Raw genomic sequence first — 25,814 nt, forward strand, 5'->3', positions numbered from 1 at the left:
CGGGAGTGCAGGTAAGACGCGCAATAGACTCACTGGGCGGCGATCATCAGCGCGGGCGCTGTTCGGTGCGGCATGTACCTCCCGAACGCGGCAGCTGTGGGGGCCGTAGCGGCCTCGCGGCCGCTGACGGCGTCTTGCTGGCTGCTTTTAGTAAGCGGCCATCGCTACGCGCTTGGGCGCGCGTGCGCCTGCATTGCCAAACTGCGCGGGCGATGCGGCCACCACCCGGAACATCGACACCGCATCGTCCAGCTGCTGCGCCTGCTGCTGCATCGCGTTGGCGGCAGCGGTGGCTTCTTCCACCAGCGCGGCGTTCTGCTGGGTGCTCTCGTCCATCTGGGTGACGGTGAGATTGACCTGTTCGATGCCGGCCGACTGTTCCTGCGAGGCGGCGGAGATCTCGCTCATGATGTCGGTCACGCGCTGCACCGAGGACACGATGTCGGCCATGGTCTTGCCGGCCTGATCCACCAGTGCCGACCCCTGCGCCACCTTGCCGACCGAGTCGTCGATCAGATGCTTGATCTCTTTTGCCGCAGCGGCCGAGCGCTGTGCCAGCGTGCGCACTTCCGATGCCACCACCGCGAAACCACGTCCTTGCTCACCGGCACGTGCGGCTTCCACCGCGGCGTTCAAGGCCAGGATATTGGTCTGGAAGGCGATGCCATCGATGACGCTGATGATCTCGGCAATCTTCTTGGACGAGGTCTGGATGCCGGACATGGTGTCCACCACCTGGCTCACCACCTGGCCGCCCTGCGAGGCGACGCCGGCCGCGCCGATCGCCAACTGGTTGGCCTGACGTGCGCTTTCGGCATTCTGTTTGACGGTGGAGGTGAGCTCTTCCATCGAGGCGGCGGTTTCTTCCAGATTGGCCGCCTGCTGTTCGGTGCGCTGCGACAGATCGTTGTTGCCGGCGGCGATTTCGCTGGCCGAGCCGGTGATGGAGCCTGCCGCCTGCTGGATGCGCCCGACGATGCCGGCCAGCTGCGTGGCCGTGGTGTTGGCGTCGTCCCGCATGCGGGCGAACACGCCATGGAATTCGCCGTCCATGCGCGCGGTGAGGTCGCCTTCGGCCAGTGCCGCCAGCAGCTCGGACAACTTGCCCAGATTGCGGTCGCTGACATCCATCATCGCGTTGAGGTCGTTGATCATGCGCGCCGAATCGTGCTTGAAGCGCGCTGCATCGCCACGCTGGCTGAAATCGCCATTGGCCGCCGCCTGCGCCAGGCGCTTGATCTCGGTGTTGATGGCCAGCAGGCTGGCCTTGGCCGCGTCCATCGCTTCGTGCAATACCGCACGGGTGCCGGGCAGGCGCACGGCATCGCGCGACAGGTCGCCCTGTGCGTATTCGTTGAGGATGCCGATGGCATCGACGATGGCATCCAGGTGCTCGAAGATCATGGTGTTGATGCCGCTGGCCAATTCGCCATAGACACCTGGGAAATCGCTCGGCATGCGGTGGGTGACGTCTTCGCCGGCATGCATGTGCATCATCACCTTGGTCTGCGCGGAGAAGCGCACCAGGGTGTGCACCATGTCGTCGGTGGCCTTGAGCATCTGGCCGATTTCATCGTTGCCATGCTCGGCAGTGCGCACGCTCAGATCGCCACGCGCCACGCCCTTGATCGCCGCCAATGCGCGCGCCACCGGCTCCAGGATCGAGTTGCCGATCATCCAGCCGACCAGCAGGTTGAGCAGCATCAGCATGCCACCGGCCAGGGTCACGATGCCGGTGAAGGCCAGCGCTTGCGACTGGGTGTCGTCCAGATACACACCGGTACCGATCACCCAGCCCCACGGCTTGTACAGCGCCGCATACGAGGTTTTCTGCACCGGGTCTTTTTGCCCGGGCTTGGCCCAGGTGTAGTCGACATAACCGCCGCCAGCCTGCGCGGCGGTCACGAACGCGGGGAAGATCCGCTTGCCGTCCGGGCTGAGTACGTCGGTCAAGGGCTTGCCGTTGAGGTCCGGGCGGGTGGGATGCATGAGCATCACCGGCGCCTGGTCGGTGACGTAGATGTAGTCCACGCCGCCGCGTGCGCGCATGGTGGACAAGGTACTCAGTGCGCCCTTCTTGGCGGCTTCCACGTTTATTTCGCCCTTTTCGGCGCGCTCGGCGTAGCCGTTGACCACCGCCATCGCCATTTCGATCTGGCTCTTGAGCCCATCACGACGCGTATCGGTGAGATCGACGTACTGCATGCGTGCCGCGACGACGGCAAGGATGACGATGCCCAATGCAACGAGCGCGGTCTGGGCGAAGAATTTGCGCTTGAGCGGCACATTGGCCAACGTCTTTGCGAGCGAGCTCTTGAACGTCATGACAGGTATCCAGCGAGAGGATTTTGACCGGGATAATTCGAATAGCGACCCGGTACTAGAAATGTTGAGCATTGCGTGACGTCGGTGGTGCGACTGCTGTATGCAACCTGGCGACGGCCGGGTAGCACGACAGCGACTACGGGGTCACACGAAACATCCGCTGACGCTGAGGATGACGCGCAAAAACATGCAGGCACGGCACAGCGCGCACGAATCGCCGCAAGGCAGATCACGCGAAGCGGTAAAGCGTGTTGTGGGAGGGATGGCGGTGGCCGTGCTGCGGCCTGCCGGCACACACTGCAAGGCGCTTAGCGGCGCTGTGGCGTGCCGACCTTGGCCACCGATGCCTGCAGGTTCTGCAGCTCGGTCCAGAGCACCTGGTGGGTATCGCCGGGTTGGCCAAGCGACAAGGCTTGCGCTTGGTACAGGTCACCTGCATGCAGGGCGCGATTGGCCAGACGCTGTTGCTCCAGATACTGGCCCAGCTGCTGCTGCACCACTGCAAACTGGCGCGCCTGCTCACCCTGCGGCGCGGTGGCCTGGAAATACCCGGCATGCCGGGCGATGCGTTGACGCAGGTTGCCCATGCGCTCGTCATAGGCCTGCACGCGGGCCGCATCGTGCGCGACGGCAAGCTGTGCCCGCTGGTCGTCGCGCAGTTGCACCAGGTCGATGGCCAGCGACTGCAACGCGCTCACCGGCACGCTGTCCAGCAGCACCGAGACCGGTGCGGCCGGTGCGGCAAACGAGGGCGGCAACGACACGCCCGCTGCCAGCACGGCGACGGCGAACGCGGCGCCCAGCATGTTGCGGGCAGAGCGGATGGAATTGGCGGTATGCATGCGGACGTCCTCGACATGGCGCGGGCGCTTGCGCCCTCATTGTTGTGTGTATCGGCCGCGGAAGCTTGCGCTTGATCGCCTTTCGACCAACGGCAAGGCCGGTGGATGCATCGTTGGCCTGGTAAGGCGCCCGGCGATGCAGGGGTGTCGCGTCTGGATAGCAGAACGCCCCGGTGGTTGGCCGGGGCGTTCTGGGGCTTTGGGTGATGCAGCGTGAGGAGGACTGGAGCCGTGACGCTGAGCCGTCCCCTCACTGGAATCCACCTCCGTGCGGGAGGTGGGTGAGCGTCGTGCGCTTAAAACGCGCGCCAGTTCGCCTGGTTATCGGCGGCCGTTGCCAGGGCTGGGCGCGAGACGATCGTGGGTTCGATCGCCAGCTTTGCTTTCGCAGATCCAACGTGGCGGGGCGCACCCGTCGAGGCCACGGATGTCAGCCGCTGCGGGGCAGGGCGGGTGGTCGTTGCCGGCTGCCTCGCGCCGGGATGGAGTTTGAAGATCGCCACCGCATCGGACAACTGGCCGGCCTGTTCTTCCATCGCCTGTGCGGCGGCGGTGGCTTCTTCCACCAGCGCGGCGTTCTGCTGGGTGGCCTGGTCCATCTGCGTGACGGTGAGGTTGACCTGCTCGATGCCGGCCGACTGCTCCTGCGACGCGGCGGAGATTTCGCCCATGATGTCGGTCACGCGCTGCACGCTGGCCACGACCTCGGTCATGGTGGTGCCGGCCTGGTCTACCAGCCGCGAACCTTCGGCGACCTTGCTCACCGAGTCGTCGATCAACTCCTTGATTTCCTTCGCCGCGCCGGCCGAGCGTTGTGCCAGGGTGCGTACTTCGCTGGCCACCACCGCAAAGCCGCGGCCCTGGTCGCCGGCACGCGCCGCTTCCACTGCCGCATTCAAGGCCAGGATATTGGTCTGGAAGGCGATGCCGTCGATGACGCTGATGATGTCGGCGATTTTTTTCGAAGATGCCTGGATGTCGGCCATGGTGGCGACGACCTTGCTGACCACTTCGCCGCCCTGCGAGGCCACGTTGGCGGCACCGATGGCGAGTTGATTGGCCTGGCGTGCGCCTTCGGCGTTCTGCTTGACGGTGGAGGTGAGCTCCTCCATCGAGGCGGCGGTCTCTTCCAGATTGGCCGCTTGCTGCTCGGTGCGCTGCGACAGGTCGTTGTTGCCGGCAGCGATTTCGCCGGCAGCGGTGTTGATCGCGCTGGTGGCCAGCTGGATACGCCCGACGATGCCGGACAACTGCTCGGTGGTGGCATTGGCGTTGTCGCGCATCTGCGCGAACACGCCATGGAACTGGCCGTGCATGCGCTCGGTCAGGTCGCCGGCGGCAATGGCCTGCAGCACCTTGGACAACGCACCGAGGTTGCCGTCGGCAGTGGCCATCAACTGGTTGAGGCTTTCCACCATCGCCAGAAAATCATGCTGAAACCGCTGCGTATCGCCACGCACGCTGAAGTCGCCATTGGCGGCAGCCTGGGCAAGCAACTGGATCTGGCTGTTCATTGCCGAGAGGTTGCGCTTGACCGCATCCATGGTGTCGCTGAGCACGGCCTTCTCGCCGGGCAGGCGGTCCATGTCCTGGCTCAGGTCGCCGATGGCGTAGCGCGACATGATCTGCGCCAGTTTCATCTTCACTTCGATATGCGATGCGACCAGTGCATTGGTGTCGCGCACCATGGTGCCGTATTCGCCGGGAAACGCCGCCTGATCCATGCGGAAGCTGATCTGGCCGGCGTCGTGCCGGCGCGCCATCTCCTGCTGCGCAGCGGCCACGGCTTTGAGTTGATCCTGCATGCCGCGCATGCTGGTCAACAATTGGCCGGGCTCGTCGCCCGGCTGCGGGCCGATCGGGTTATCCAGCTTGCCGTACGCGATCGCCTCGGCCACCTGGGTGGCCTGTTGCAGCGGGCGCACCAGGCTGCGCGAAATCAGCCACGCCAATGCAGCGGCCAGGCCGGCCGACAACAGGCCGAAGGCGATCAAGGCGCGATTGGCCAGCGCCACGCTGCTCAGGATCGTGTCCGCACCGGCGGCGTTCTGCTGGTTCTGCAATTCCACCGCCGCGGCGATCGCCTTGGAGCGGCGCTCCAGCAGCGGTTGCGCTTGGCCATTCAACAGCTGCTTGGCGCCGTCGAGATTGCCATCGCGCACCATCCCGAGCAGACGGTTGTTGGTGGCACGGGTCGCGGTGAGGCTGTCCTGGATGGCTTGACGCGCGCGCATGCCGTCGGCGTTGGCCGGCAACTGTTCCAGCGCAGCCCAGAGCTGTGCGTAATGCGCACGATTGGCCTTGAGCTGCGCATCGACGGCGGGCAGTTGCTGCGGGGTGGCCAGCATGAAGTCGCGCAGGTAGCGCTCGCCCAGCATGTTGCTTTCGCGCATCTGGTTGAGCAACGCGGCCTTGCGGTTGTTGACCTCGATGATGATCGAGACCTGGTGTTTGACGGTCTTGAATTCGTACAGGGCCAGGGTGGTGGAGCCGGCCAACAAAACGATCAGCAACGCGAATGCCAACGCCAGGCGTCGCCCGACGGTCAGGGAGTGCAGGAATTTCATGGTGTTCTCTAAGGGAGGGTGGGAAATAGGTACACCGGTAGCGTTCGCTCGCCGGGTTTCTGAAGCCGCTCGGGTTTGCCTGGCACGCTTGCGTTCAGCGCGCTCGACGCAAGTGCGACGCAGTGGCGCGATGCGTAGTGCGGCTGGCGCGTGCAACGTGATGACGCAGGCACAGGGGTTTGCAAGCCATTGCACGCCTTGCATCGCGATCGACGCTGCGGCGCTCTCGGCGACGGAGTTGGCCGTGGCGGCATCGCGTGCCGGTACTGGCTGCGCGCGACGACAACCGACCGCACGCGCCCCGCATAAACGCGCAAGCCCCGGCATCGCTGCCAGGGCTTGGTGGTGCAGGCTGCGTAACCGCAGCCGATCTCGCGCAAGACCTCAGAACTCGTGCCAGCTGGTGTCCCCGCCGGAGGCTGCTGCCAGCGCAGGGCGTGTCGCGGTTTTGGGCTTGCCTGCCGGTGCGGCGCTGGCGGCAGTGCGCTTGGCCGCCAGCGTCTTGAGCGGCTTGCGCGCTGTCGGGGCAGGGCGCGCCGCTGCCATCGCCGTTGCAGCGGTGGGCTGCAGTTTGAAGATCGTGACCGCATCGGACAGTTGGCCGGCCTGTTCTTCCATCGCACGTGCGGCGGCGGTGGCTTCTTCCACCAGCGCGGCATTCTGCTGAGTGGCCTCGTCCATCTGCGTCACGGTGAGGTTGACCTGCTCGATGCCGCTGGATTGCTCCTGCGATGCGGCGGAGATCTCGCCCATGATGTCCGTGACACGCTGCACGCTGGCAACGATATCGGCCATGGTCTTGCCGGCCTGGTCCACCAGCAGCGAGCCTTCGGCGACCTTGCCGACCGAGTCGTCGATCAAGTGTTTGATCTCTTTTGCGGCACCGGCAGAGCGCTGCGCCAACGTGCGCACTTCCGAGGCAACCACGGCGAAACCGCGGCCCTGTTCGCCGGCACGCGCTGCTTCCACCGCCGCGTTCAACGCCAGGATGTTGGTCTGGAAGGCGATGCCGTCGATGACGCTGATGATCTCGGCGATCTTCTTCGACGACACTTCGATGCCGGACATGGTGGTGACCACCTGCGCGACCACATCGCCGCCTTGCGAGGCCACCGTCGCTGCGCCGATGGCGAGCTGATTGGCCTGACGCGCATGCTCGGCGTTCTGCTTGACGGTGGAGGTGAGCTCCTCCATCGAGGCGGCGGTTTCTTCCAGATTGGCCGCTTGCTGCTCGGTGCGCTGCGACAGGTCGTTATTCCCTGCGGCAATCTCGCTGGCCGCGGCATTGATCGACACGGTGGCGTGCTGAATCCGCCCGACGATGCTCGACAACTGCTCGGTGGTGGCATTGGCATCGTCGCGCATCTGCGCAAACACGCCATTGAACTCGCCGTGCATCTGCGCCGTCAGATCGCCCGCTGCAATCGCCTGCAACACGCCCGACAACGCGCGCAGGTTGGTATCGGAGGTGGCCATCAAGGTGTTGAGGCTCGCCACCATCGCGTGGAAGTCGTACTGGAAGCGCTGCGCATCGCCGCGTACGCTGAAGTCGCCATTGGCGGCAGCCTGCGCCAGCATCTTGATCTCGCTGTTCATCGAAGAGAGATTGCGCTTGACCGTGTCCATGGTGTCGGTGAGCACGGCCTTTTCGCCGGGCAGGCGTTGCATGTCCTGGCTCAGGTCACCGATGGCGTAGCGCGACATGATCTGCGCCAGCTGCATCTTCACTGCGATATGCGAGCCGACCAGGGCATTGGTATCGCGCACCATGGTGCCGTAGTCGCCGGGGAATGCGTCTGCGTCCATGCGGTAGCTGATCTGGCCGGCGTCGTGGCGCTTGGCCATGTCCGATTGCGCGGCCAGCACGGCCTGCAGCTGCTGTTGCATGCCTTGCATGCTGTGCAGCAACTGGCCGGTTTCATCGCGGCTGTCCACGCTGATGAGGTTGTCCAGCTTGCCTTGTGCAATAGCGCCGGCCACACGGGTGGCGCGGCCAAGCGGGCCGGCGATGCTGCGGGCGATGAACCAGCCTGCAAAAGCGGCCAACAACACCGCCACGACCATTGCGGTCAGCATGATCTTCAGCGAGCTCTGATACCCGGCTTCGGCACTGGCGATCTCCGCATCCATGTGTGCGATGTTGAAGTTGGTCAACTCCACCAGCTTGGCGAACAGCTCGCGGCGCAGCGGACGTGACTGTTCGTCAGACACTTTGCTGGCCGCAGCGAAGTCACCGGCGCGCACGGCAGCAGCCATCGCCGCGTTGGCGCCGTAGTACCCGTCCAACTGCTGCTTGACCGCGTTATACAGGTCGGTTTCCTTGCCAGCGGTCATGGTCTTGATATACGCCGCCTGTGCGCTATCCACGTCGGCACGCGTCTTGGCCATGCGCTCGAAATAATTCTTCACCGCGTCCGGATCGTTGGCGCGCGCCAGCTGTGCCAGTTCGTAGGTGCGGAATTCGCCCAGCAAGGCGCGCATTTCGCTCAATTGCTGCACGGCCGGCGCCCAGGTGTGGCCGATTTCGCGCAGCAGCTGCGCGTTGGTATGCATGCGCACCAGCGCAAACGCACCCAGGCACAGGGTGATCAGGGTAGTGAAAAAGAAGGCGACAGCGAGCTTGCGCGCAACAGCGAGATGACGAAACCAATTCATGGGAGTCGACTTTCAAAAAGATCAATGGAAAGCGTTGGCGTCGGCATCGTCGCAACGCTGAGGACGGTCGCTGAATCAAGCAGTGGGGCAGTGAAGCCCGAGGCGTCGCCATGCATGGAGCAAGGCGGTGACGCATGCCGGCGGGCCCTAGACCGTCGGCGGATCCTACGTGTCCTTATGGCTTACCACCGCGGCATCCTTGCCGCAGCGACTGCGCTGACATCAGGCTGCCTGCGGCACCTTCAACGAGCGCACCAGGCCGCCGATATCCACGATCAGCGATACACGGCCATCGCCCAGGATGGTGGCGCCGGAGACGCCCGGAATGCGGCGGTAGTTGTTTTCGATGTTCTTGACGACAACCTGTTGCTGGCCGAGCAGTTCGTCCACTTCCAGCGCGATTTTCTGGCCGTCGCCTTCGACCACCACCACCAGCGGTTCCTTCGAGGACTGTTGCCCGCCGAAGCCGTAGTAATTGGTGAGCGAGAGAATCGGCAGATACTCGCCGCGGACCCGTAGCACGCGGCCTTCGCCGGCCATTGAACGGATGTCTTCGGCGGCGGGCTGCAGCGCTTCGAGCACGTAGGACAACGGCAGGATCAGCGTTTCGCCTGCCACCGAGACGGTCATGCCGTCCAGAATGGCCAGGGTCAGCGGCAGACGGATCAGCACGCGGGTACCGCTGCCGGCGCTGCTTTCCAGCTGTACTTCGCCACCCAAGCCCTGGATGTTGCGGCGGACCACGTCCATGCCCACGCCACGACCGGACAGATCGGTGACCGCATCGGCGGTGGAGAAGCCCGGTGCGAAGATCAGGTCCCACACCTGCGAATCGGTCGGGTTGTCCGGCACGGCAATGCCGCGTTCGGCCGCTTTTTCCAGGATCTTGGCGCGATTGAGGCCACGGCCGTCGTCGCTGACTTCGATCACGATGTGACCGCCCTGATGCGAGGCCGCCAGGGTAATGGTGCCGGTCTCGTCCTTGCCGGAGGCGCGGCGCGCATCGGGCATTTCCAGACCATGATCGATCGAGTTGCGCACAAGGTGGACGAGCGGGTCGGCGATCTTTTCGATCAACCCCTTGTCCAGTTCGGTGCTTTCGCCAATGGTGCGTAGACGCACCTGCTTGCCGAGACGGCTGGACAGGTCGCGCACCAGGCGCGGGAAGCGGCGGAACACCGCATCGACAGGCAGCATGCGCACGCCGATGACCGCTTCCTGCAGATCGCGGGTATTGCGTTCGAGCAGGTCCAGGCCGGCGAACAGCTGTTCGGCATGCGCCGGATCCAGCCCGGCGGAGACCTGCTTGAGCATGGCTTGCGTAATCACCAACTCGCCGACCAGATTGATCAACGCATCGACCTTGTCGACGCTGACGCGGATGGAGCTTTCGGCTTCTGCGGCGGCGGCCTTGGCCGGCGTCGCAGCAGCAGCGGCAGGCTCAGCGGCTGCGGCAGCGGCCGGTGCAACGGCGGCCACTGGCGCTGCGGCGTCTACTGCCAGGCTCGGCGGCGGGCCGGGTACCGCCATCGGGCGGATGTCCAGCTCGCAATCGTCCACCACCCAGGCGAAGGTATCTTCGATCTTGCTGCGCGGAATCTTGCCGATCAGGCCCAGATCCCATGCCAGGTAGGCTTCCAGCGGATCGATGCTTTCAAAGCCCGGCATGCGCTCCAGACGCGCGGCAATCTGCAGCGGGCCAAGATGCTCCAGCTCGCGGATGATGCGCAGCGGGTCGTTGCCGCTCATGAACAGCGACGGCGCCGGGGTGAAACCGATGTGCCAGGCTTCGGGTTCTTCTTCCTTCGGCTTGGCGACGACCACCGCCACCGGCGCTTCGCCGGCCAGCACCGCGTTCAAGCGCGTATGCACGGCCTTGACCGCGGCCGGGTCGGCGGGAGTGCCGTGTTCGGCTTCGCGCAACAAGGCGCGCAGCACATCGACCGAGCCGAGCATGGCGTCGACCGCATTGGGTTCGAGCTGGCGCTTGTTGGAGCGCAACTCGTCCAGCAGCGTCTCCAGCACGTGGGTCAGGCCGGCGACGGCCTCGAACCCGAAAGTGGCTGCGCCACCCTTGATGGAGTGCGCAGCGCGGAACACCGAGTTGATGATTTCCGGGTCGCGGTTGCCCTCTTCAAGGGACAGCAGCCCGGCCTCCATCGCGTCGAGCCCTTCGCGGCTTTCCTCGAAAAAGGTGGCGTGGAAACGTTGCAGGTCCATGCTCATGGGCGTGAGATCCGATGGTGAAGCGAGTAAGGATTAACCGAGAACTTTCTGCACGGTGGCGATCAGCTGTTCTGGATTGAACGGCTTGACCAGCCAACCGGTGGCACCGGCGGCCTTGCCTTCGGACTTCTTGTCGGCTGCCGATTCGGTGGTGAGCATCAGCATCGGGGTGAACTTGTAGTCCGGCAGCTGGCGCAGCTCGCGAATCAGCGAGATGCCGTCCATGTTGGGCATGTTCACGTCGGTGACCACAGCATTGAAGCGCTGGCCCTTCGCGCGGCCCAGCGCAACGGCGCCATCTTCGGCTTCTTCGACGGCAAAGCCGGCGGAGGTGAGGGCGAAAGAGACCATCTGGCGCATTGACGCCGAATCGTCCACCACCAAGATACGTGCGCTCATGCGGCGTTCTCCACAGATTTCAGGTTGTCATTGGATGCGGAAAGTCCTAGTGCGTCGGTGACGCCGAGCAGACGTGCCGCATCTCTAAAAGTGTCGTTGCAGCCATCGAATTCGGTATGCAGACCGGCCTGGCGGCGACTCTGCACAAAGGCGCAGAGCAACTGCACGCTGGCGGTGTGGATGCGGCGGACTTCACCGGCATCAAGCACCAGGTCGCCGCCCTGGGTAAGGAATCCGGCAAGCTTCTGCTTGAGGTCGGCGCTGGTCTCGATGCCGAGATCCTCACCCAATATCACTGTGCTCATTGTTGCTCCGAACGGCTGGTTCTATGCGTACTAACGGCGGAAGGCGGAAAAGCTTTAACGGTGAATCGGCGATACGCCAGATTGCGCAAGCCCTGCGTTAATGCAGCAGGTGCGTGGCATCGAGCAGGATCATCGGTTGATGGCCCAGGCGGGCGACACCGCGGAACAGGTTGTTGGAAATGCGGCACAGGCGTGCGTTGTCCGGCGGCTCGATCTGGTGATCGGTCAGGCTGGTGACGTCTTCCACGGCCGACACGCGCAGGCCCATGGTTTCGCCGTTTTCTTCCAGCACCACCACGCGGGTGTGCAGGTCCATGTCCACCGGCGACGAGCCCAGATGGATGCCCAGATCGATCACCGGCACCACCTGGCCACGCAGATTCATGATGCCCAGCATGGCGCTGGCGGTGCCTCGCAGCGGCAACAGCGGCACCGGCAACACCACTTCCTGCACCTTGAGCAATTCCAGCGCATAGGTTTGTTCGCCACAGCGCAGGCGCAGCCAGCGGGTACTGCGTTCGCTGGCGCGGCGCTCGGCATGGATCTTGTCGGCCTGACCAGGCGCAAGCAGTGCCTGCAGGCCTTGCGGGTACACCGGTGCGGGCGCGGCGCGCGGCGGTGCCGGTGCTGCACGCGGTGCGGGTGCCGGTGCCGGCACGGCGACCGGTGCGGCTTCCAGCCCGAACGCCGGGTCCGCATCCATCTCTGCCAGCAGATCGGCAGTCAGCAGGTCCACCGCAGAGGAGGCGGTGCCGAAGGCCGGGTCGGCGTCCATTTCGGCCATCAGATCGGCCGTGCTCATGAACGGGCTGGGCGCTTCCGTGGCGAAGGCCGGGTCGGCATCCATCTCGGCCAGGAAATCGGCAGCGATGTCGGCAGCACTCGGTGCGGCGACCACGGTCGGCCCGAATGCCGGGTCGGCATCCATCTCGGCCAGGAAATCGGCGGCGATGTCGGCAGCACTCGGTGCGGCGACCACGGTCGGCCCGAATGCCGGGTCGGCATCCATCTCGGCCAGGAAATCGGCGGCGATGTCGGCAGCGCTCGGTGCGGCAACCACAGGCGGCCCGAAGGCCGGATCGGCATCCATCTCGGCCAGGAAATCGGCAGCGATGTCGGCCGCGCTCGGTGCGGCAATCACAGGCGCACCGAGTGCCGGGTCCGAGCGCAGGTCGGCCAGCAGATCGGCGGCGATGACGTCCGGCGTTGCGGCGACGGCAACCGGTGCTTCGGCGACAGCGACGTCGGTCTCTTCGATCGTGGCAAGCGCGGCAGCGGGCGCAGCGGCCAGGGTTGCAGCGGCAGGCGCGCTCGCGACGGCGGCGGGAATCTCCACGCCGGCATCGTGCAGCAAGCCTTCCAGATAGTCGTCCAGCTCACCGTTGGCGGCGTGGTTGCTCATGCTGCTTGCTCCATGCGCATCGCGTCATCGGCCAGCACCCATTCCAGTGCGCGGCGATAGGCGGACAGGCCGCGGCCCTGATAATCGGCGCCGCTGGCGGGGACGGTGAGAGCGGCGGCGTTGCAAATACGGGTGTCCATCGGGACGGCGTCTTCCCATACCACCGGGCCGTAGGTGGTCTGCATTTCCTTGAGCGTTTCGTTGCCGGCGCGGGTGCGGCGGTCGAACAGGGTCGGCAGGATCGACACCGGCAGCTCGCGGCGGCGCGAGCGCTGCACCATGTCGGCAGTGCGCACCATGCTGGCCAGGCCATGCAATGCGAGCGGCTCGGCCTGGGTCGGCACCACCACGCGGTCGCAGGCGGCCAGCGCGTTGATCATCAGCAGGCCCAGCGTAGGCGGGCAGTCGAGCAGGATGTAATCGTGTTGGCCGGCGTGGCGGGTCATGGCGTTCTGCAATGCCAGGCCCAGGCCAGGTTGATTGGCGCTACGGCGCTCCAGCGTGGCCAGTGCGGCTTGCGCGCACACATACGACAGGCCGGGGATGCTGCTTTCGTGCGCCAGGCTGGCCAGATCGCTCGGCGGTGTGCCGAACAGATCCAGTACCCCGCGCGGCGGCGGGTCGACCGCCACGCCGAACGCGCGGGTGAGCGAGGAGTGCGGGTCGAGGTCGATCAACAACACCCGATGGCCGAGCGCGGCCAAGCCGCGACCCAGCGCCAGCGTCGTGGTGGTCTTGCCTACGCCGCCCTTTTGGTTGGCGATTGCCCAGATACGCATCTCACTGCACTCCTTCAATTACGGCGGGGACGGAACTTGTGCCGCTTTCGGTGGTGACGGCCGTTTGGCCGCCGTCTGACTTGGGAAGCTTTGGCGCCCCGGCGGCGGTCGCGTGCAACTGCGATGGCGGATCGGGTGCGAGTGAGCCAGCTGAGTCAGCGAGGATGATCAACACCACTCGCCGGTTCGCATTCCGTCCCGCCTCGGTTGTGTTATCGGCACGTGCGCGGAATTCTCCATAGCCCACCATCGCCAATCGTTGCGGGGCGATGCCGTCGTCGGCAAACAGGTGCACCACGCTGGCCGCACGCGCCGCCGACAGCTCCCAATTGGAGGGGAACTGCACGGTGGCGATGGGCTGGTTATCGGTATAGCCCTCCACGCGCACGCCGTTGGGCGCATCGCGCAGCACCGACGCCAAGGTGGAGAGCGTTCCGCGGGCGCCGCCGGCCAGAGTGGCCGAGCCGGTACCGAACAGGATGTCGCTGTTGATCTCCACTTCGATCCACAGATCGTTGCGGCGGATGGTGATGAGTTTCTTGTCGATCAGCGGCGACAGCGTCTTGCTCAGCTGCTGCTCCACTGCGTCCATCTGCCGCTGCGCGCGGGCCAGCTGGGTCTGATTGCGCAGCGATACCGGCATGCGCATCTGCGCGGCCATTGAGGGCAGCAAGGTGGGATCGGTGGGGCCGTTGGAGGCGGCCATCGGCGCGCCGGCCTTGATCACCGACGGGCGGTCGTAGTCGGCGCCCAGGCTCTGGGTCTTGCCCAGTTGCACCGGGCTGGCGTTGGTGGACGAGCCGCCGAACGCGCTGGTCAGCGCCTGCGCCATGACCTTGTATTTGCCCTCGTTGAGCGAGGAAATGGCGTACATCACCACAAAAAAGGCGAGCAGCAAGGTCATCAGGTCGGCGTACGGAATCGCCCACGCTTCGTGGTTGCCATGTTCTTCGTGGTGTTTGCGACGACGGGCCATAGCACGCTCTAATGCAAGTAGCCTGCCAATTTCGACTCGATGTTGCGCGGGTTCTCGCCCTGGGCGATCCCAATCAGCCCTTCGATCGCCATTTCACGCTCGTTGGTGCTGCAATGGATCACGCTCTTGAGCTTGGCCGCCACCGGTAGAAACAGCAGATTGGCCGAGGCAATGCCGTAAATGGTGGCGGTGAACGCCGCCGCGATGCCGTGGCCGAGCATGGCCGGGTCGGCCAGATTCTTCATCACCGCCATCAGGCCGAGGACCGCGCCGATGATGCCCAGCGTGGGCGCATAGATGCCCATGCCTTCGAACACCTTGGCTGCGGCAAGATCCTGACGCTCCTGGTTATCGACTTCGATTTCCAGCATATGCCGCATGGATTCGGGCTCCACGCCGTCGACCAGCATCTGCAGGCCCTTGCGCAGGAAGGCATCGCTCTGGCGCGGCAGCTGGTCTTCCAGGCCCAGCAGGCCCTGACGACGCGCGATGTTGCTCCATTCCACGATCCGCGCCACCAGCTGCGGGCGATCGCTGGCCGGCGGCTGGATCACCCAGCGCAGGATCTTGAACGCGCGCCGGAAAACTGCCGGCGAGGTATGCAGCAGGATCGCCGCCACGGTGCCCACGATTACGATGAGGAAGGCAGCCGGCGACCACAGCGACGAAATGCCGGCGCCTTTCAACACGCTGCCGCCCACGATCGCCACGATCGCCAGCACCAGTCCGATAATGCTCAGTCTGTCCATGCAAGCGGTATCGGCCCAGGCGCGGCGGACTTGATAGAGGCGGGCGGTCGAGAGCGCCAGAAACTTGTCGTTCTGAGGTCTGCGCCCGCTTCCTTGCGTGCGCGCCGCGTGCGCGTCATTGGAGCCGGTTCTGCACAAGCCCCTCTCCCGCCTGCGGGAGAGGGGTGAGGGTACGGGCACCTCGGGGTTGAGCTGGCGGGCTCCGGTGCGCAGCTTGCGCGTCATGGGAGCCGGTAGCGCATCGTGACCACTCTGCCAATGCCAACAGACTGGTGCGTTTTCATCGGGGGGGAGTCTGTGTTGATCGACTGTCGGCCGGATCCCTGTCGGCGATGCCGCCCCCATCCGCCCTTCGGGCACCTTCCCCCGCACGCGAGGGAAGGGACGAACGCATGCAGGAGAAGAATGAAATCGCATGCCATTCGGGCACCCTCTCCGACCGTGGGAGAAGGACGAAGTCGTCTGCACAAGCCCCTCTCCCGCTTGCGGGAGAGGGGTTGGGGTGAGGGTACGGGCCACCTTTGGGCCGAGGTTGTACGGAATGTAGTTCGTCACGCACCTGCGCGCAGCAAGATCTACGGAAACGACAATGGCCGCTGTGTGCGGCCGTTGTCATTACTCAGGCAACCCGGATCGTAAACTGCCGATACCGCTGCGCGACTCGCGCGCCACGTCGGTAGCGACGCGGCATCCTGGCTCGCGCCGCAGGCCACTTGCGACCTGACAACTTTGCCCAACCGCACCGAGGCCGAAATCAACGTGCAGCCGCGCGCAGCGGCGCAGGGTGCCGGCGGGCCTCAGAGCAGCCGACAAAACGTATGCGCAATCAGCCACAGGAGGGTGAGTCGTTTCATGCGTCATTGCGGCGGCAAGGTGGGAGCCAGGCTCCCGGAATACCCGGCAATCAGTTGACGCGACTGCGTGCAATGCTTCAGTGGAGCCATCGGTGCGGCCGTGATCGGGGTCAGATTCATTGATCGAACGCCCAGGCAATCACAAGCGATAAAGAATGCTCGCGGTATCAGAATTGCCGTGGCGATGGCAGCCAAGCGGCGTGTGGTGGCCATGTCCTGGAATGTTCCAACACTCATATCGATCCTGCTTCTGGCTGAGCCCGGTTGCAAATGATGGGGAGTGCGCAGGCGCTTCGGTACCGCTTGCGCGCGGATGCGGGCGAGGGCGTTGCTGGCGGCGATCGAGCTGCTGCTACCGACGACGCAGCAGGCTGTGCCGTGCCGCGTGCAAGCGTGGCGAGCGCGGCCGGCCATCGTGGATGCCTTACAACGCTGCGGCCTGCTGCGCGGCAGAATGCGCTGGCGCATGGGCTGTGATACTTAGTTTTTCATTGCATTAGAACGATCTAATCGCATCCGCGCAGAAGGGGAGAGAAGAGGAGGGAAACCGGGTCGCCGCAACGGCGCCGGATATTTTTGCGTCACTCGCGCGGTGTTCTTGTCCGATCGTTGGATCGATACAAAGCCGCCGAAGCCGATCACTATTGGGAGAACATGATCGAAATGAACTGCATGCCATTCGCACGCAACCGCAGCACCTTGTCCGCCGGTATCGCCATCGCCTTGTTCGCGAGCGCCGCCTCCGCCACCGTCTCCGCCCAGCAGGCCGACGGCACGCCGGCGCCCGCGGGCCAGGCCGAGGTGCAGGCCACGGAGCTGGACGCGGTGACGGTAACCGGCTACCGCTACGCGATCGAAAAAAGCCTGGAGCAGAAGCGCAACGCCAACGCTGTGGTCGATGTGATCACTGCCGAGGACGTGGGCAAGTTCCCCGACAAGAACGTGGCCGATGCGCTGCAGCGCGTGCCCGGCGTGGTCATCAGCCGCGACGGCGGCGAAGGCAAGAACGTCAGCGTGCGTGGTCTGTCCTCGGAGCTGGTGCTGACCGAATTGAACGGCAACTACATCGCCACCGCCGAGTCCAACGGCGACCCGACGCGCTCGTTCAACTACACGCTGCTGCCGTCGAACCTGCTGGGTAGCGCGGAGTTGTACAAGACCCCGGAAGCGCGCATCGACGAAGGCGGCATCGGCGGCACGGTGATCCTGCAGACGCGGCGCCCGCTGGAACTGGAACCACATTCCGGCTTCGTTTCCGCCGAGGGCACCTGGTCCGATACCAGCAAGAACACCGACGGCCAGTTCTCCGGTTCGTACTCGTGGCACGACAAGGACAACCGCTTCGGTGTCTTCGTTGGCTACACGCAGCAGAAGCGCACCGCACGCACGCTCAATGCCAGTACCGAGAGCTGGCAGTGGTACGGCCGCGACGAAGTTGGCCCGGCGGTGGACGTGAACGGAAATCCGTCGGACTTCAACGCCAACTGGTGGGGCGGGACCGGTTTCTGGGACCAGGACAGCAATTACTCCACCGGTTTCATGATGCCGACTGCGGTCAGCCTGGATGCCAAACGCGAGGAGCGCGAGCGCAAGGGTGGGCAGCTGACCTTGCAGTTCAAGCCAACCGACGACCTGACCCTGACCGCGAACTATTTCCGCTTCGATCTGTCGCAGAACGCGCAGACCAATACCATCAAGATCCCCGAGTGGAACATTGCCCGCTTTAACGGCGACGGCAACTGGCGCGGCGGCCGTCTGCTCGACGGGCTGCAGTTCGATCCCAGCGGCACGATTGTCACTGGCGCCGCCTACAGCCTGCGTCCGGGCAAGACCTATTACTGCAGCGAGGCGCAGGCCGCCGCAGCCGGCCTGCCGCCGGGCGGCTGGGGCTCGGATGACTGCACGGTGCCGACGCCGCAGATCACCGGCAGCTACAACATCGAGAAGTCGCAGTCGCAGACGGTGGACCTGGGCGGCGAATGGCGTGGCGAGCAGGTGGACGTGGCGTTCAAGGCTGGCCGCACCTGGGCCAAGGGCGGGCCGGAGCTGCAGTTCTCCCTGCCAATCAAGCCGCGCCTGCAGAATGCCGACGGCAGCTGGACCAACGGCAATTTCGCCAGCGCCTGGGACCTGACTGGCACACCGAGCATGACGTTCTCGCCGGAGCTGATGCAAAACCTGCGCAACGGCATCCTGCAAGTCGACCTGGGCTCGACCGGCTCGTCCTGGACCCGCAACACCAATCAGCAGCAATACGCGCAGATCGATACCACCTGGCATTTCGACGGCGAGGTCTTCGACTCGCTGCAGTTCGGGCTCAAGCGCCGCGACGGCGGCATCCACCGCAACACCGGCAACAACTACTGGGTGTGCCCGGGCACCGACCCAAGCGACTACGACAACCGCTACTGGAACGGGCGCTGCAATGCCATCGCCACGCAGTTCTCGCCGGGCCTGCTGTTCGCGCAGGACAACCTGGCCGGTGGCGTCAACGCCAGCGCGTTCCCGGCGATCAACTTTCCTGGCTACATCGGCTACTTGAACCAAACCTACGGCGCGATGCAGACCCGCAGCGAAGACAACTTCGTCTACAACGTCGACGAAGAGATCTATTCCACCTACCTGCAGCTCAACTTCCACACCGAGCGGCTGCGTGGCAACGTCGGCGTGCGGGTAGCGCGCACCGGCCAGCGTGCCGATTCCACCGACAAGGTGACCGCCTACAACGACTATTTCTTCGACGGCGCCGACGGCAGTCCGCTGGCCTGCCAGCAGGGCGCCGCCATGCCCAGCGGCGCCCCGGCCGACACCTATTGCGGGACCGAAGGCTACTGGCGTTTGTCCGACAGCGTGCAGCGCACCGAGTCGTTCGTGGTCAGCGGGCTGGATCGCAACTACACCGACGTGCTGCCGAGTTTCAACCTGGCCTACGATCTGACCGAGAACCTGCTGCTGCGCGCGGCAGCCGCGAAGGTGATCGCACGTCCCAGCTACAACGACATCGCCGCGCCTGGCAGCCTGGAGTTCTACAGCCCCGAGTACGTGGCCGACCGGCGCCTGACCGGCGGTGCCAGCGAGCAGGCCTGGTACGGCTCGGGCAGCAACAAGAACCTGGAGCCGTACAAGGCCAACCAGTTCGACCTGGGGCTGGAATGGTATTTCCACCCGGGCTCGGTGGCGGGTGTGGGGCTGTTCCGCAAGAACGTGGAGAATTTTGCGGTCGACGTGATCAGCGACGTCAACATGATGGTCGACGGCCAACCGGTCACCGTGCAGAACTACAGCACCCAGGCCGGCGGCCAGGACGCGGTCTCGCAAGGTGTGGAGCTATACGCGCAGCACACGCTGCCGTTTGGCCTCGGCGTGCAGGTCAACTACACCTACAACGATGCCAGCAAGGCGGCGGTGCGGCTGGAAGACGGCACCGAGGCCGGCAAGACGTCCATGCCGGGCAGCGCCAGGAACCAGACCAACCTCACCGTGTTCTACGAAGCCGATAGCCTGCTGCTGCGCGCCTCGTACAACCGTCGTGGCGAACTGGTGCAAGGCCTGGTCAACGGGTTGAACGTCTTTGAGGAGCCGTACTACCAGATCGATGTAAACGCGGCATACAACATCACCCCGGCGCTCAGCCTCACCGCCTCGGTGTTGAACCTGACCAAGCAGGAGTCGCGCTCGCACCTGGGCGAGGACACCCGAGCCCGCTTCTACAGCGGCGGATACGCAGGCCGGCTGGCGTACCTGGGGCTGACCTACAAGTTCTAGGCCCAGCGTGTCGCGCCCATGCCTGCCACGTGGCGGTATGGGCGCGATGGTAAAGAAGTGAACCTGGAACCGTTATTTCGTGAATAGCCAGCGAAAATTAAAGGGGGGTTGATCGTGAAACTACAGGCTTATCGGCTAAACAACTATCGCCGGCTGCGTGACGTTGTCATCGAGCTCGATAATGAGATCTCTATCTTTGTCGGTGCCAACAACAGCGGGAAGACGTCTGCTGTCCAGGGGCTGTACTCAATGCTGCGCGGCGATACGAGGAAATTTGAACTCTTTGATTTCAGCGCGGCGCTGTGGGCTGAAATCGACGCGATCGGAATGTCGGCTCCAGGGGATGAGGAAGCGCCCAAGAGGTTGCCATGCATCCTCTTGGATCTCTGGTTCCGCGTCGGTGAAGATGATCTCGCCACTGCGATGTCGCTTCTTCCGAGCACTGATTGGGACGGCAAGTGCGTCGGAATCCGTGTGGCGTTCGAGCCTCGCGACCCCAACGAGCTCGTCCGGCGCTTCCATGAGCTGCATCAGAAGGCGAACAACGTGGCGATCGCGATGGCGGCCAAGCGTAAGGTGGCCGGTGCCTCTGTTGCCGAGGCGGGAGCAGGTCATGAGGTTGAGGCAGCCGAGGCCAGCGAGTACAAGCCTTGGCCACAAAGCCTGACGAAGTACCTCACAAAAGAACTCAGCAAGGAATACACCTTCCGTTACTACGTGCTCGATGAGCGGTCCTTCGTCGGCTATCGGGCCTCAGAGGCCGATTACGAGCCCCTGCCCTTGAGCAAGGAGCCTGGCGGCGCGGCCATTCTAAAGTCGCTGGTCAAGGTGGACTTCCTGCGCGCGCAGCGGCACCTTGATGACCCGGATACTGGCAGTTCTGACCGCGCCGAAAGCCTTTCGCGGCGCCTCAGCCGTTTCTATCACCGTAACCTGGAGAAGCGTGGCGACGACCATACTGCTCTCAAAGCACTCGATACCTCGGAGAAGGAACTGAACATCCACCTGGAGGAAGTTTTCGGTGACACCCTCAAGCGCCTAGCCAAGCTAGGTTATCCAGGCGTAAATAATCCCGAGATTGTGATTCGGGCCGCGTTGGACCCGACGACTGTCCTGGGGCAGGATGCCAAGGTTCACTATATGGTTCCAGGCGCGGCTTCCGCCCAACTGCCCGACAGCTACAACGGCCTGGGGTTCAAGAACCTGGTCTACATGGTGGTTGAACTCCTCGATCTGCACGAGCAGTGGAAAGCCGAAGAAGACAAACGGGCTCCGCTGCACTTGCTCTTTATTGAAGAGCCTGAAGCTCATCTGCACGCGCAAATTCAGCAGGTCTTCATCAGGAACATTTTGCGCCTGCTTGAGGATGCCAACGACCACGCGACGTTTTTCCATACGCAACTCGTCATTACCACTCATTCCCCACACATCCTCTACGAACGCGGGTTCTCGTCCATCCGGTATTTCCGTCGCGTCAGCGACCAGCTGGACCATCAAACCGATGTACGAAATCTGTCCCTCTTCAAGACGAGCGAGGCCGACGCTCCAGCACGCCAGTTCCTGCAGCGGTATTTGAAGCTTACGCACTGCGACCTGTTCTTTTCCGACGCGGTCATCTTGGTGGAAGGCAACGTCGAGCGCTTGCTTTTGCCTGCCATGATCGAGTCGGCTGCCAAGCGCCTTCGCTCCTCCGCCCTGACCATCCTTGAAGTCGGAGGCGCGTTCGCGCACCGCTTTCAGGAACTCATTAACTTCGTTGGACTCACGACGCTGGTCGTCACAGACCTTGACAGTGTGAAAGTTAAGTCGGATGACGAGAAGGCCGCCGCGCAAACCGCCGGCATTGGCGACACCGTGGATGACGACGACGACTTGAAACCCTTCGAGCTCGAAGACGACGACGCGACACAGCCGAGCGGCAAGAAGAAGTCCAAGCAGCGCGGAAGCACTTGCCATGCACACGTGGAGGGTGCCGTCACGGCCAACCAGACCCTCATTAGCTGGATTCCAAAGAAACGCTCGGTGGCCGAACTCTGGGAAGTTACGGCGGAGCAGAAGACGTTGTCGCTGGCTGAAGGTTCCAGTGCAGCGGTCCGAGTGGCCTATCAGACAAAGGTTTCGGTGACGGTGGGGTCGGCGACCGCGCAGCTCTGCGGCCGCACGCTTGAGGAGGCCTTTGGCCTTGAGAACGCCGACTGGTGTCAGGTTGAGGCGAACCGGGCGGTCGGCCTCAAGCTGAAGTGCGCACCGAACAGTCCTGAGGAGCTGGCCGAAAAGTTGCATGACAGGGTGGTCGGCAAGAACTTCGACAAGACACGGTTTGCGCTAGAGGTCCTCGCAAGTGGGCCGCTCAATGGCTGGAAGGTTCCCACGTACATCGCTGAGGGGTTGGCCTGGCTCGAGGCGAAAGTGGCCCATGAGCTTGAAGCGGATGCGGCCATCGCCAGCGAGGTCGCGACAATCGAGCCTACTGCGGCCGGCACTGTCTCTGTCATTGCTGGCGCGGAGCAGATGGCATGAGCAGGCGAGTCGATAGCCCGGATACCGATGCGGACCGCGAGATCCACGCGTGCATTACGGCAACGCCACCACAGCCCTTCGTGGTTCGTGCCGGCGCAGGTTCCGGCAAGACCACCTCCCTCATCAAGGCGCTGGACTGGGTGATGTCTGAGCACGGCGCCAGCATGCGGGCAAAGAAGCAGAAGGTTGCCTGTATCACGTACACAGACCTCGCCGCGAATGAAATCCTGTCGGACGTCAACTCCAGTCCGCTGGTTCATGTCTCGACGATCCATAGCTTCTACTGGGCCATTGCCAAGACGTTTCAGGCTGACATCAAGATCTGGCTGAAGAGCGACATCTACAGGCGGATCTCTGAGCTGGAAGAAGAGTTCAAGAACTACAGCTCGCGCGTTCGGCAAACCACGCGTGACAGGAACAAGGCCGATCAGGAGCGCTATGCCCGAAACCTGGAAGCTCTGGATGGCATCAAGACGTTCAATTACGGCGTCGGCAGTGATTACGCGAAGGGCATCCTCGGCCACGAGGACATCCTTCAGCTTGCAGACTTCCTACTGCAGAATCGCCCACTGTTTCGAAGGGTCGTGGCGTTGAACTACCCGTTCGTGTTCATTGACGAGAGTCAGGACACATTCCCGAACGTGGTCAAGTCCTTCAAGGAAGTGGAAGCCCAGATGCGGGGTAAGTTCTGTCTCGGTTTTTTTGGCGACCCGATGCAGTCGATCTTCATGAGAGGCGCTGGGGAGATTCCGCGCGAAGACCATTGGCAAGCCATCACCAAGCCGGAGAACTTCCGCTGCGCCATGCAAATCCTGGACGTCGCCAACGCCGTGCGCGCGCAGGGCGACGGCATGGAGCAAGTTCGCGGACTGCACGAGAGGGTCGATGGTGAGCTCAAACCCGTGGAGGGCTCGGCCCGGATGTTCGTCCTGCCGAACACGCTGAACCGAAATGAGACCCTGGCAAGGGTCCGAGCATGGAGCGCGGCAGCGAACAACGACGAAGGGTGGACTACCCCAGATCTTGGGGTCAAAATCCTTGTTATCGTGCACCGTATGGCCGCAAGCCGGCTTGGCTTTGGTGGCATCTACTCGGCTCTGAACGACAAGACGTCGGAGGCCATGAAGCAGGGAATGCAGGACGGTACCGGCTGGCCTGTTCGGCCCTTCCTCAATTTCGTGTTGCCAATCGTTGCAGCGATGAACGCCGGCAACGAGTTCGCCGCGATGAATCTGCTCCGGGAGTTCAGCCCGCGCCTGACGCCTGGCGCCCTGACCGGCCGCCGTGCTGCGGGCGTTTTGCGTGAGCTGCGCACAGCCGTTTTAAGACTCGTCGCCATGCTGGATGAGGCCGACACCACTATTGGAGACATAGCCATCCATCTCCGCGACTCGGGCCTATTCGATTTCGACGAGCGGTATGAGCGAGTGCTTGAGTTCGTCGGAGACATCGGTGACATGGCTCAAGAAGCCGAGGCCGCTGATGCAGCTACTGCGAAGGGACTGTCCTCGGACGCGGCAATACTCAAGTTCTTCCGGTGCGCCGCACAAGAGCTTCGGCCATACGAACGATATGTCTCTGAAGGCTCGCCCTATGCTACGCAGCATGGCGTGAAAGGCGCTGAGTTCGACCGCGTCGTTGTGGTGATGGACGAGGAAGAGAGTGATTATCGAACGTACAACTACGAGCGGGTCTTTGCCAGCGCTGATGCCCGTGCAGCAGATCGTGCACGAGCCCAGAACGGTGATGAAAATACCTGGAGCTGAACGCTGCGATTGTTGTATGTCTGTTGCACTCGTGCCAAGCGTGGGCTGGTGCTGACTTTCTTTGTTGCCGACCCTGCGGCCACTGTAGAAAACGTAGTGGCTAGCGGGATTCTGCCGAGGAGCGCAGTCTTCACGCAGAATGCGCTGGCTGCCCAAGTAACGGTTCCAGGTTCAGTTCCACTGCCCAAATAACGGTTCCAGGTTCAGTTCCACGGCACCCTGACCGTCGCCAAACCATCGCGCCCATGCCTGCGCGCGTGGCGGCGTAAATCGGCAGCGATGCTGGTAGTGAAACGACAACGGCCGCAGTACGCGGCCGTTGTCGTTAGATCAGGCAGCCAGGATCGTGTTGACGATTCCCGATTCCCGATTCTCGATTCTCGATTCCCGAAAATCAATGATCGCTAGAGCGCAATCTATCCACATCCAGGATCAGCGCCATGCGGCCGTCGCCGATCAGGGTTGCGCCGGCGTAGCCGGGTAGGCCACGCAGGGCGTGGGGTAGGGGTTTGATCACGAAAGAAGTGAATCTGAAAACGTTATTTGAATACATAGAAATGCAGCTTGCAGCTCTTGGCCTGACCGTGATGGGGTCAGGTGCACTTATCAGGCGACGGCGTTCGGCTTGCGTGGCCGGTATGGAACTTCGCCAGCGGCACACATAGCCGCGCGAGACCCACCAGCTTGTGTTGACACGCCAGGCTGTGTACTTGCAATCTAGTCCCAAGGAGCGTCGAAACTCCTCTAGTAGCGGTACCCACCTCCGTCAAACCGGTGGGTTTTTTGTGCCTGCATCCTGCAGGTGCAAGCCGACGCAATGCCTGCGTCGGGAGGGCGGCTAATACAACACCCGCAAGGGGAATACGCCCGCCGGCTACTAGCGGTTTCGAACCTCCCGACATCCCGTCGCCGTTGGTGGCGGTTCTTGGGTTGTTCCAGGAGGGCGTTGCCATGTCTACCGCACCATGCATGCCGGCATCTTTGTTGGTTGATCTGTTTCCAGCCTTTGCTCACCGCTTGCGGCGGGATGTAGCCCAAGTGCTGCGTCGGCTCGCAGCACGCGCAGCTGTTGAGCGAGCGATCAACGATCCCGCACATTCGCTGAGTCGCCAGCTCGGTGTGTTGCCGCACATCTCGCGCCGTCGATCCGCATGCGCTGATGTGATGTTGCAGTGCTGCGTCGCCTCACGCATCGCCCACCATCACGCGGAGGCGTCATGACACGTCGCCGCCCACCCACGGCATCTGCCACCTCACAGCCCAGCAGCAAGCGTGCACGCCCCGCGACGACCAAGCGGCTGCAGTGGGTCGTTGTGGAACCCGACCGCACCAAGCTTCCACCGATGCTGCCGCCCGACCCGGACGCCTCCCCGCAAGGCCCTGGCACGCTGGGCGCGCCCCGCCGCGCCCGCCGCCCGCGCCAATGCACCGTCAGCTACACCCATTACTCCGGCGCCCACAATCACGGCGGCGACCAGTACGTACCCCATGTCCGCCTCAGTGGCCTATGGCTGGAACAACTGGGCTTTGCCATCGGCACCAAACTGCGCATCACCGCCAGCGCGGGGCAGCTGTTGATGGAGGTGTTGCCGCCAGTGGAGGTGCCCGCCAAGGCGCAAAGCGTGCGGCGATGATGGTGCGGTTGCCAGACCCCTTGCGATTGACCTCAGTGCCGGATGCCACT

At 63.7% G+C, this 25,814-nt stretch carries 15 protein-coding genes and 1 pseudogene; 4 read left to right on the top strand and 12 right to left on the bottom strand.

Annotated elements, in window-relative coordinates; translation table 11 throughout:
- Positions 1-147 precede the first annotated feature (147 nt).
- The 11 genes from ACCQ06_RS11035 to ACCQ06_RS11085 all read right to left on the bottom strand — a co-directional run bounded on the left by ACCQ06_RS11035 (position 148) and on the right by ACCQ06_RS11085 (position 15,225).
- Positions 148-2,325: a methyl-accepting chemotaxis protein gene (locus ACCQ06_RS11035; protein WP_316692426.1), complete on the bottom strand. Its 2,178-nt coding sequence runs from the start codon at positions 2,323-2,325 to the stop codon at positions 148-150.
- A gap of 308 nt (positions 2,326-2,633) precedes the next feature.
- Complete coding sequence (locus tag ACCQ06_RS11040) at positions 2,634-3,167, bottom strand: hypothetical protein (RefSeq protein WP_104615502.1); 534 nt, start codon at positions 3,165-3,167, stop codon at positions 2,634-2,636.
- Between the two features lie 296 nt (positions 3,168-3,463).
- Positions 3,464-5,734 (bottom strand): methyl-accepting chemotaxis protein, encoded by a 2,271-nt coding sequence (locus tag ACCQ06_RS11045; protein WP_316692427.1) that lies wholly within the window; start codon positions 5,732-5,734, stop codon positions 3,464-3,466.
- A 384-nt stretch (positions 5,735-6,118) separates the two neighbouring features.
- Positions 6,119-8,389, bottom strand: coding sequence for a methyl-accepting chemotaxis protein (locus tag ACCQ06_RS11050; protein ID WP_316692428.1), 2,271 nt, complete (start codon positions 8,387-8,389; stop codon positions 6,119-6,121).
- A gap of 222 nt (positions 8,390-8,611) precedes the next feature.
- Positions 8,612-10,615 (bottom strand): chemotaxis protein CheA, encoded by a 2,004-nt coding sequence (locus ACCQ06_RS11055; protein WP_104615505.1) that lies wholly within the window; start codon positions 10,613-10,615, stop codon positions 8,612-8,614.
- Positions 10,616-10,648: 33 nt separating this feature from the next.
- A complete protein-coding gene (locus tag ACCQ06_RS11060; protein ID WP_002806565.1) occupies positions 10,649-11,014 on the bottom strand; it encodes a response regulator in 366 nt (121 codons plus the stop codon).
- Complete coding sequence (locus tag ACCQ06_RS11065) at positions 11,011-11,319, bottom strand: STAS domain-containing protein (protein ID WP_104615506.1); 309 nt, start codon at positions 11,317-11,319, stop codon at positions 11,011-11,013. The genes ACCQ06_RS11060 and ACCQ06_RS11065 overlap by 4 nt, the downstream gene beginning before the upstream one ends.
- Before the next feature lie 97 nt (positions 11,320-11,416).
- Positions 11,417-12,721 carry a chemotaxis protein CheW gene (locus tag ACCQ06_RS11070; RefSeq protein WP_316692432.1) on the bottom strand — a complete coding sequence of 435 codons (1,305 nt, stop codon included), beginning with the start codon at positions 12,719-12,721 and terminating at the stop codon, positions 11,417-11,419.
- Positions 12,718-13,500 carry a ParA family protein gene (locus ACCQ06_RS11075; protein WP_104615508.1) on the bottom strand — a complete coding sequence of 261 codons (783 nt, stop codon included), beginning with the start codon at positions 13,498-13,500 and terminating at the stop codon, positions 12,718-12,720. Before ACCQ06_RS11075 ends, ACCQ06_RS11070 begins: the two co-directional genes overlap by 4 nt.
- A gap of 1 nt (position 13,501) precedes the next feature.
- Positions 13,502-14,476: a flagellar motor protein MotD gene (gene motD, locus ACCQ06_RS11080; protein ID WP_005992625.1), complete on the bottom strand. Its 975-nt coding sequence runs from the start codon at positions 14,474-14,476 to the stop codon at positions 13,502-13,504.
- Between the two features lie 8 nt (positions 14,477-14,484).
- On the bottom strand, positions 14,485-15,225 hold the full coding sequence (locus ACCQ06_RS11085; RefSeq protein ID WP_228324202.1) for a flagellar motor protein: 741 nt from the start codon (positions 15,223-15,225) through the stop codon (positions 14,485-14,487).
- A 1,463-nt stretch (positions 15,226-16,688) separates the two neighbouring features.
- Between ACCQ06_RS11085 and ACCQ06_RS11090 the strand changes: the two genes are divergently transcribed.
- The 3 genes from ACCQ06_RS11090 (at position 16,689) to ACCQ06_RS11100 (ending at position 24,130) form a co-directional block, all read left to right on the top strand.
- Positions 16,689-19,844 carry a TonB-dependent receptor gene (locus ACCQ06_RS11090; protein WP_316692433.1) on the top strand — a complete coding sequence of 1,052 codons (3,156 nt, stop codon included), beginning with the start codon at positions 16,689-16,691 and terminating at the stop codon, positions 19,842-19,844.
- A gap of 114 nt (positions 19,845-19,958) precedes the next feature.
- Positions 19,959-22,364, top strand: coding sequence for an AAA family ATPase (locus ACCQ06_RS11095; protein WP_316692434.1), 2,406 nt, complete (start codon positions 19,959-19,961; stop codon positions 22,362-22,364).
- The gene (locus ACCQ06_RS11100) at positions 22,361-24,130 is read left to right on the top strand and encodes a UvrD-helicase domain-containing protein (protein WP_316692435.1); all 1,770 of its coding nucleotides are present in this window, start codon (positions 22,361-22,363) and stop codon (positions 24,128-24,130) included. The genes ACCQ06_RS11095 and ACCQ06_RS11100 overlap by 4 nt, the downstream gene beginning before the upstream one ends.
- Positions 24,131-24,524: 394 nt before the next feature.
- Here the strand turns inward: ACCQ06_RS11100 and ACCQ06_RS11105 are convergent.
- A pseudogene (locus ACCQ06_RS11105) lies at positions 24,525-24,650 on the bottom strand (chemotaxis protein CheW); the annotation flags it as partial.
- Positions 24,651-25,347: 697 nt separating this feature from the next.
- Here ACCQ06_RS11105 and ACCQ06_RS11110 point away from each other — a divergent pair.
- Positions 25,348-25,764: a SymE family type I addiction module toxin gene (locus ACCQ06_RS11110; protein ID WP_316692436.1), complete on the top strand. Its 417-nt coding sequence runs from the start codon at positions 25,348-25,350 to the stop codon at positions 25,762-25,764.
- Positions 25,765-25,814: the final 50 nt, after the last annotated feature.

This window comes from Xanthomonas sp. NCPPB 4467 (genome assembly GCF_041475665.2).
Lineage (GTDB): Bacteria > Pseudomonadota > Gammaproteobacteria > Xanthomonadales > Xanthomonadaceae > Xanthomonas > Xanthomonas dyei.

Bases quoted from the DNA above. Each gene is read 5' to 3' on its own strand.
- motD (WP_005992625.1), bottom strand. From the start codon at position 14,476: ATGGCCCGTCGTCGCAAACACCACGAAGAACATGGCAACCACGAAGCG.
- ACCQ06_RS11110 (WP_316692436.1), top strand. From the start codon at position 25,348: ATGACACGTCGCCGCCCACCCACGGCATCTGCCACCTCACAGCCCAGC.
- ACCQ06_RS11050 (WP_316692428.1), bottom strand. From the start codon at position 8,389: ATGAATTGGTTTCGTCATCTCGCTGTTGCGCGCAAGCTCGCTGTCGCC.
- ACCQ06_RS11070 (WP_316692432.1), bottom strand. From the start codon at position 12,721: ATGAGCAACCACGCCGCCAACGGTGAGCTGGACGACTATCTGGAAGGC.
- ACCQ06_RS11100 (WP_316692435.1), top strand. From the start codon at position 22,361: ATGAGCAGGCGAGTCGATAGCCCGGATACCGATGCGGACCGCGAGATC.
- ACCQ06_RS11040 (WP_104615502.1), bottom strand. From the start codon at position 3,167: ATGCATACCGCCAATTCCATCCGCTCTGCCCGCAACATGCTGGGCGCC.
- ACCQ06_RS11045 (WP_316692427.1), bottom strand. From the start codon at position 5,734: ATGAAATTCCTGCACTCCCTGACCGTCGGGCGACGCCTGGCGTTGGCA.
- ACCQ06_RS11055 (WP_104615505.1), bottom strand. From the start codon at position 10,615: ATGAGCATGGACCTGCAACGTTTCCACGCCACCTTTTTCGAGGAAAGC.
- ACCQ06_RS11085 (WP_228324202.1), bottom strand. From the start codon at position 15,225: ATGGACAGACTGAGCATTATCGGACTGGTGCTGGCGATCGTGGCGATC.
- ACCQ06_RS11035 (WP_316692426.1), bottom strand. From the start codon at position 2,325: ATGACGTTCAAGAGCTCGCTCGCAAAGACGTTGGCCAATGTGCCGCTC.
- ACCQ06_RS11060 (WP_002806565.1), bottom strand. From the start codon at position 11,014: ATGAGCGCACGTATCTTGGTGGTGGACGATTCGGCGTCAATGCGCCAG.
- ACCQ06_RS11065 (WP_104615506.1), bottom strand. From the start codon at position 11,319: ATGAGCACAGTGATATTGGGTGAGGATCTCGGCATCGAGACCAGCGCC.
- ACCQ06_RS11075 (WP_104615508.1), bottom strand. From the start codon at position 13,500: ATGCGTATCTGGGCAATCGCCAACCAAAAGGGCGGCGTAGGCAAGACC.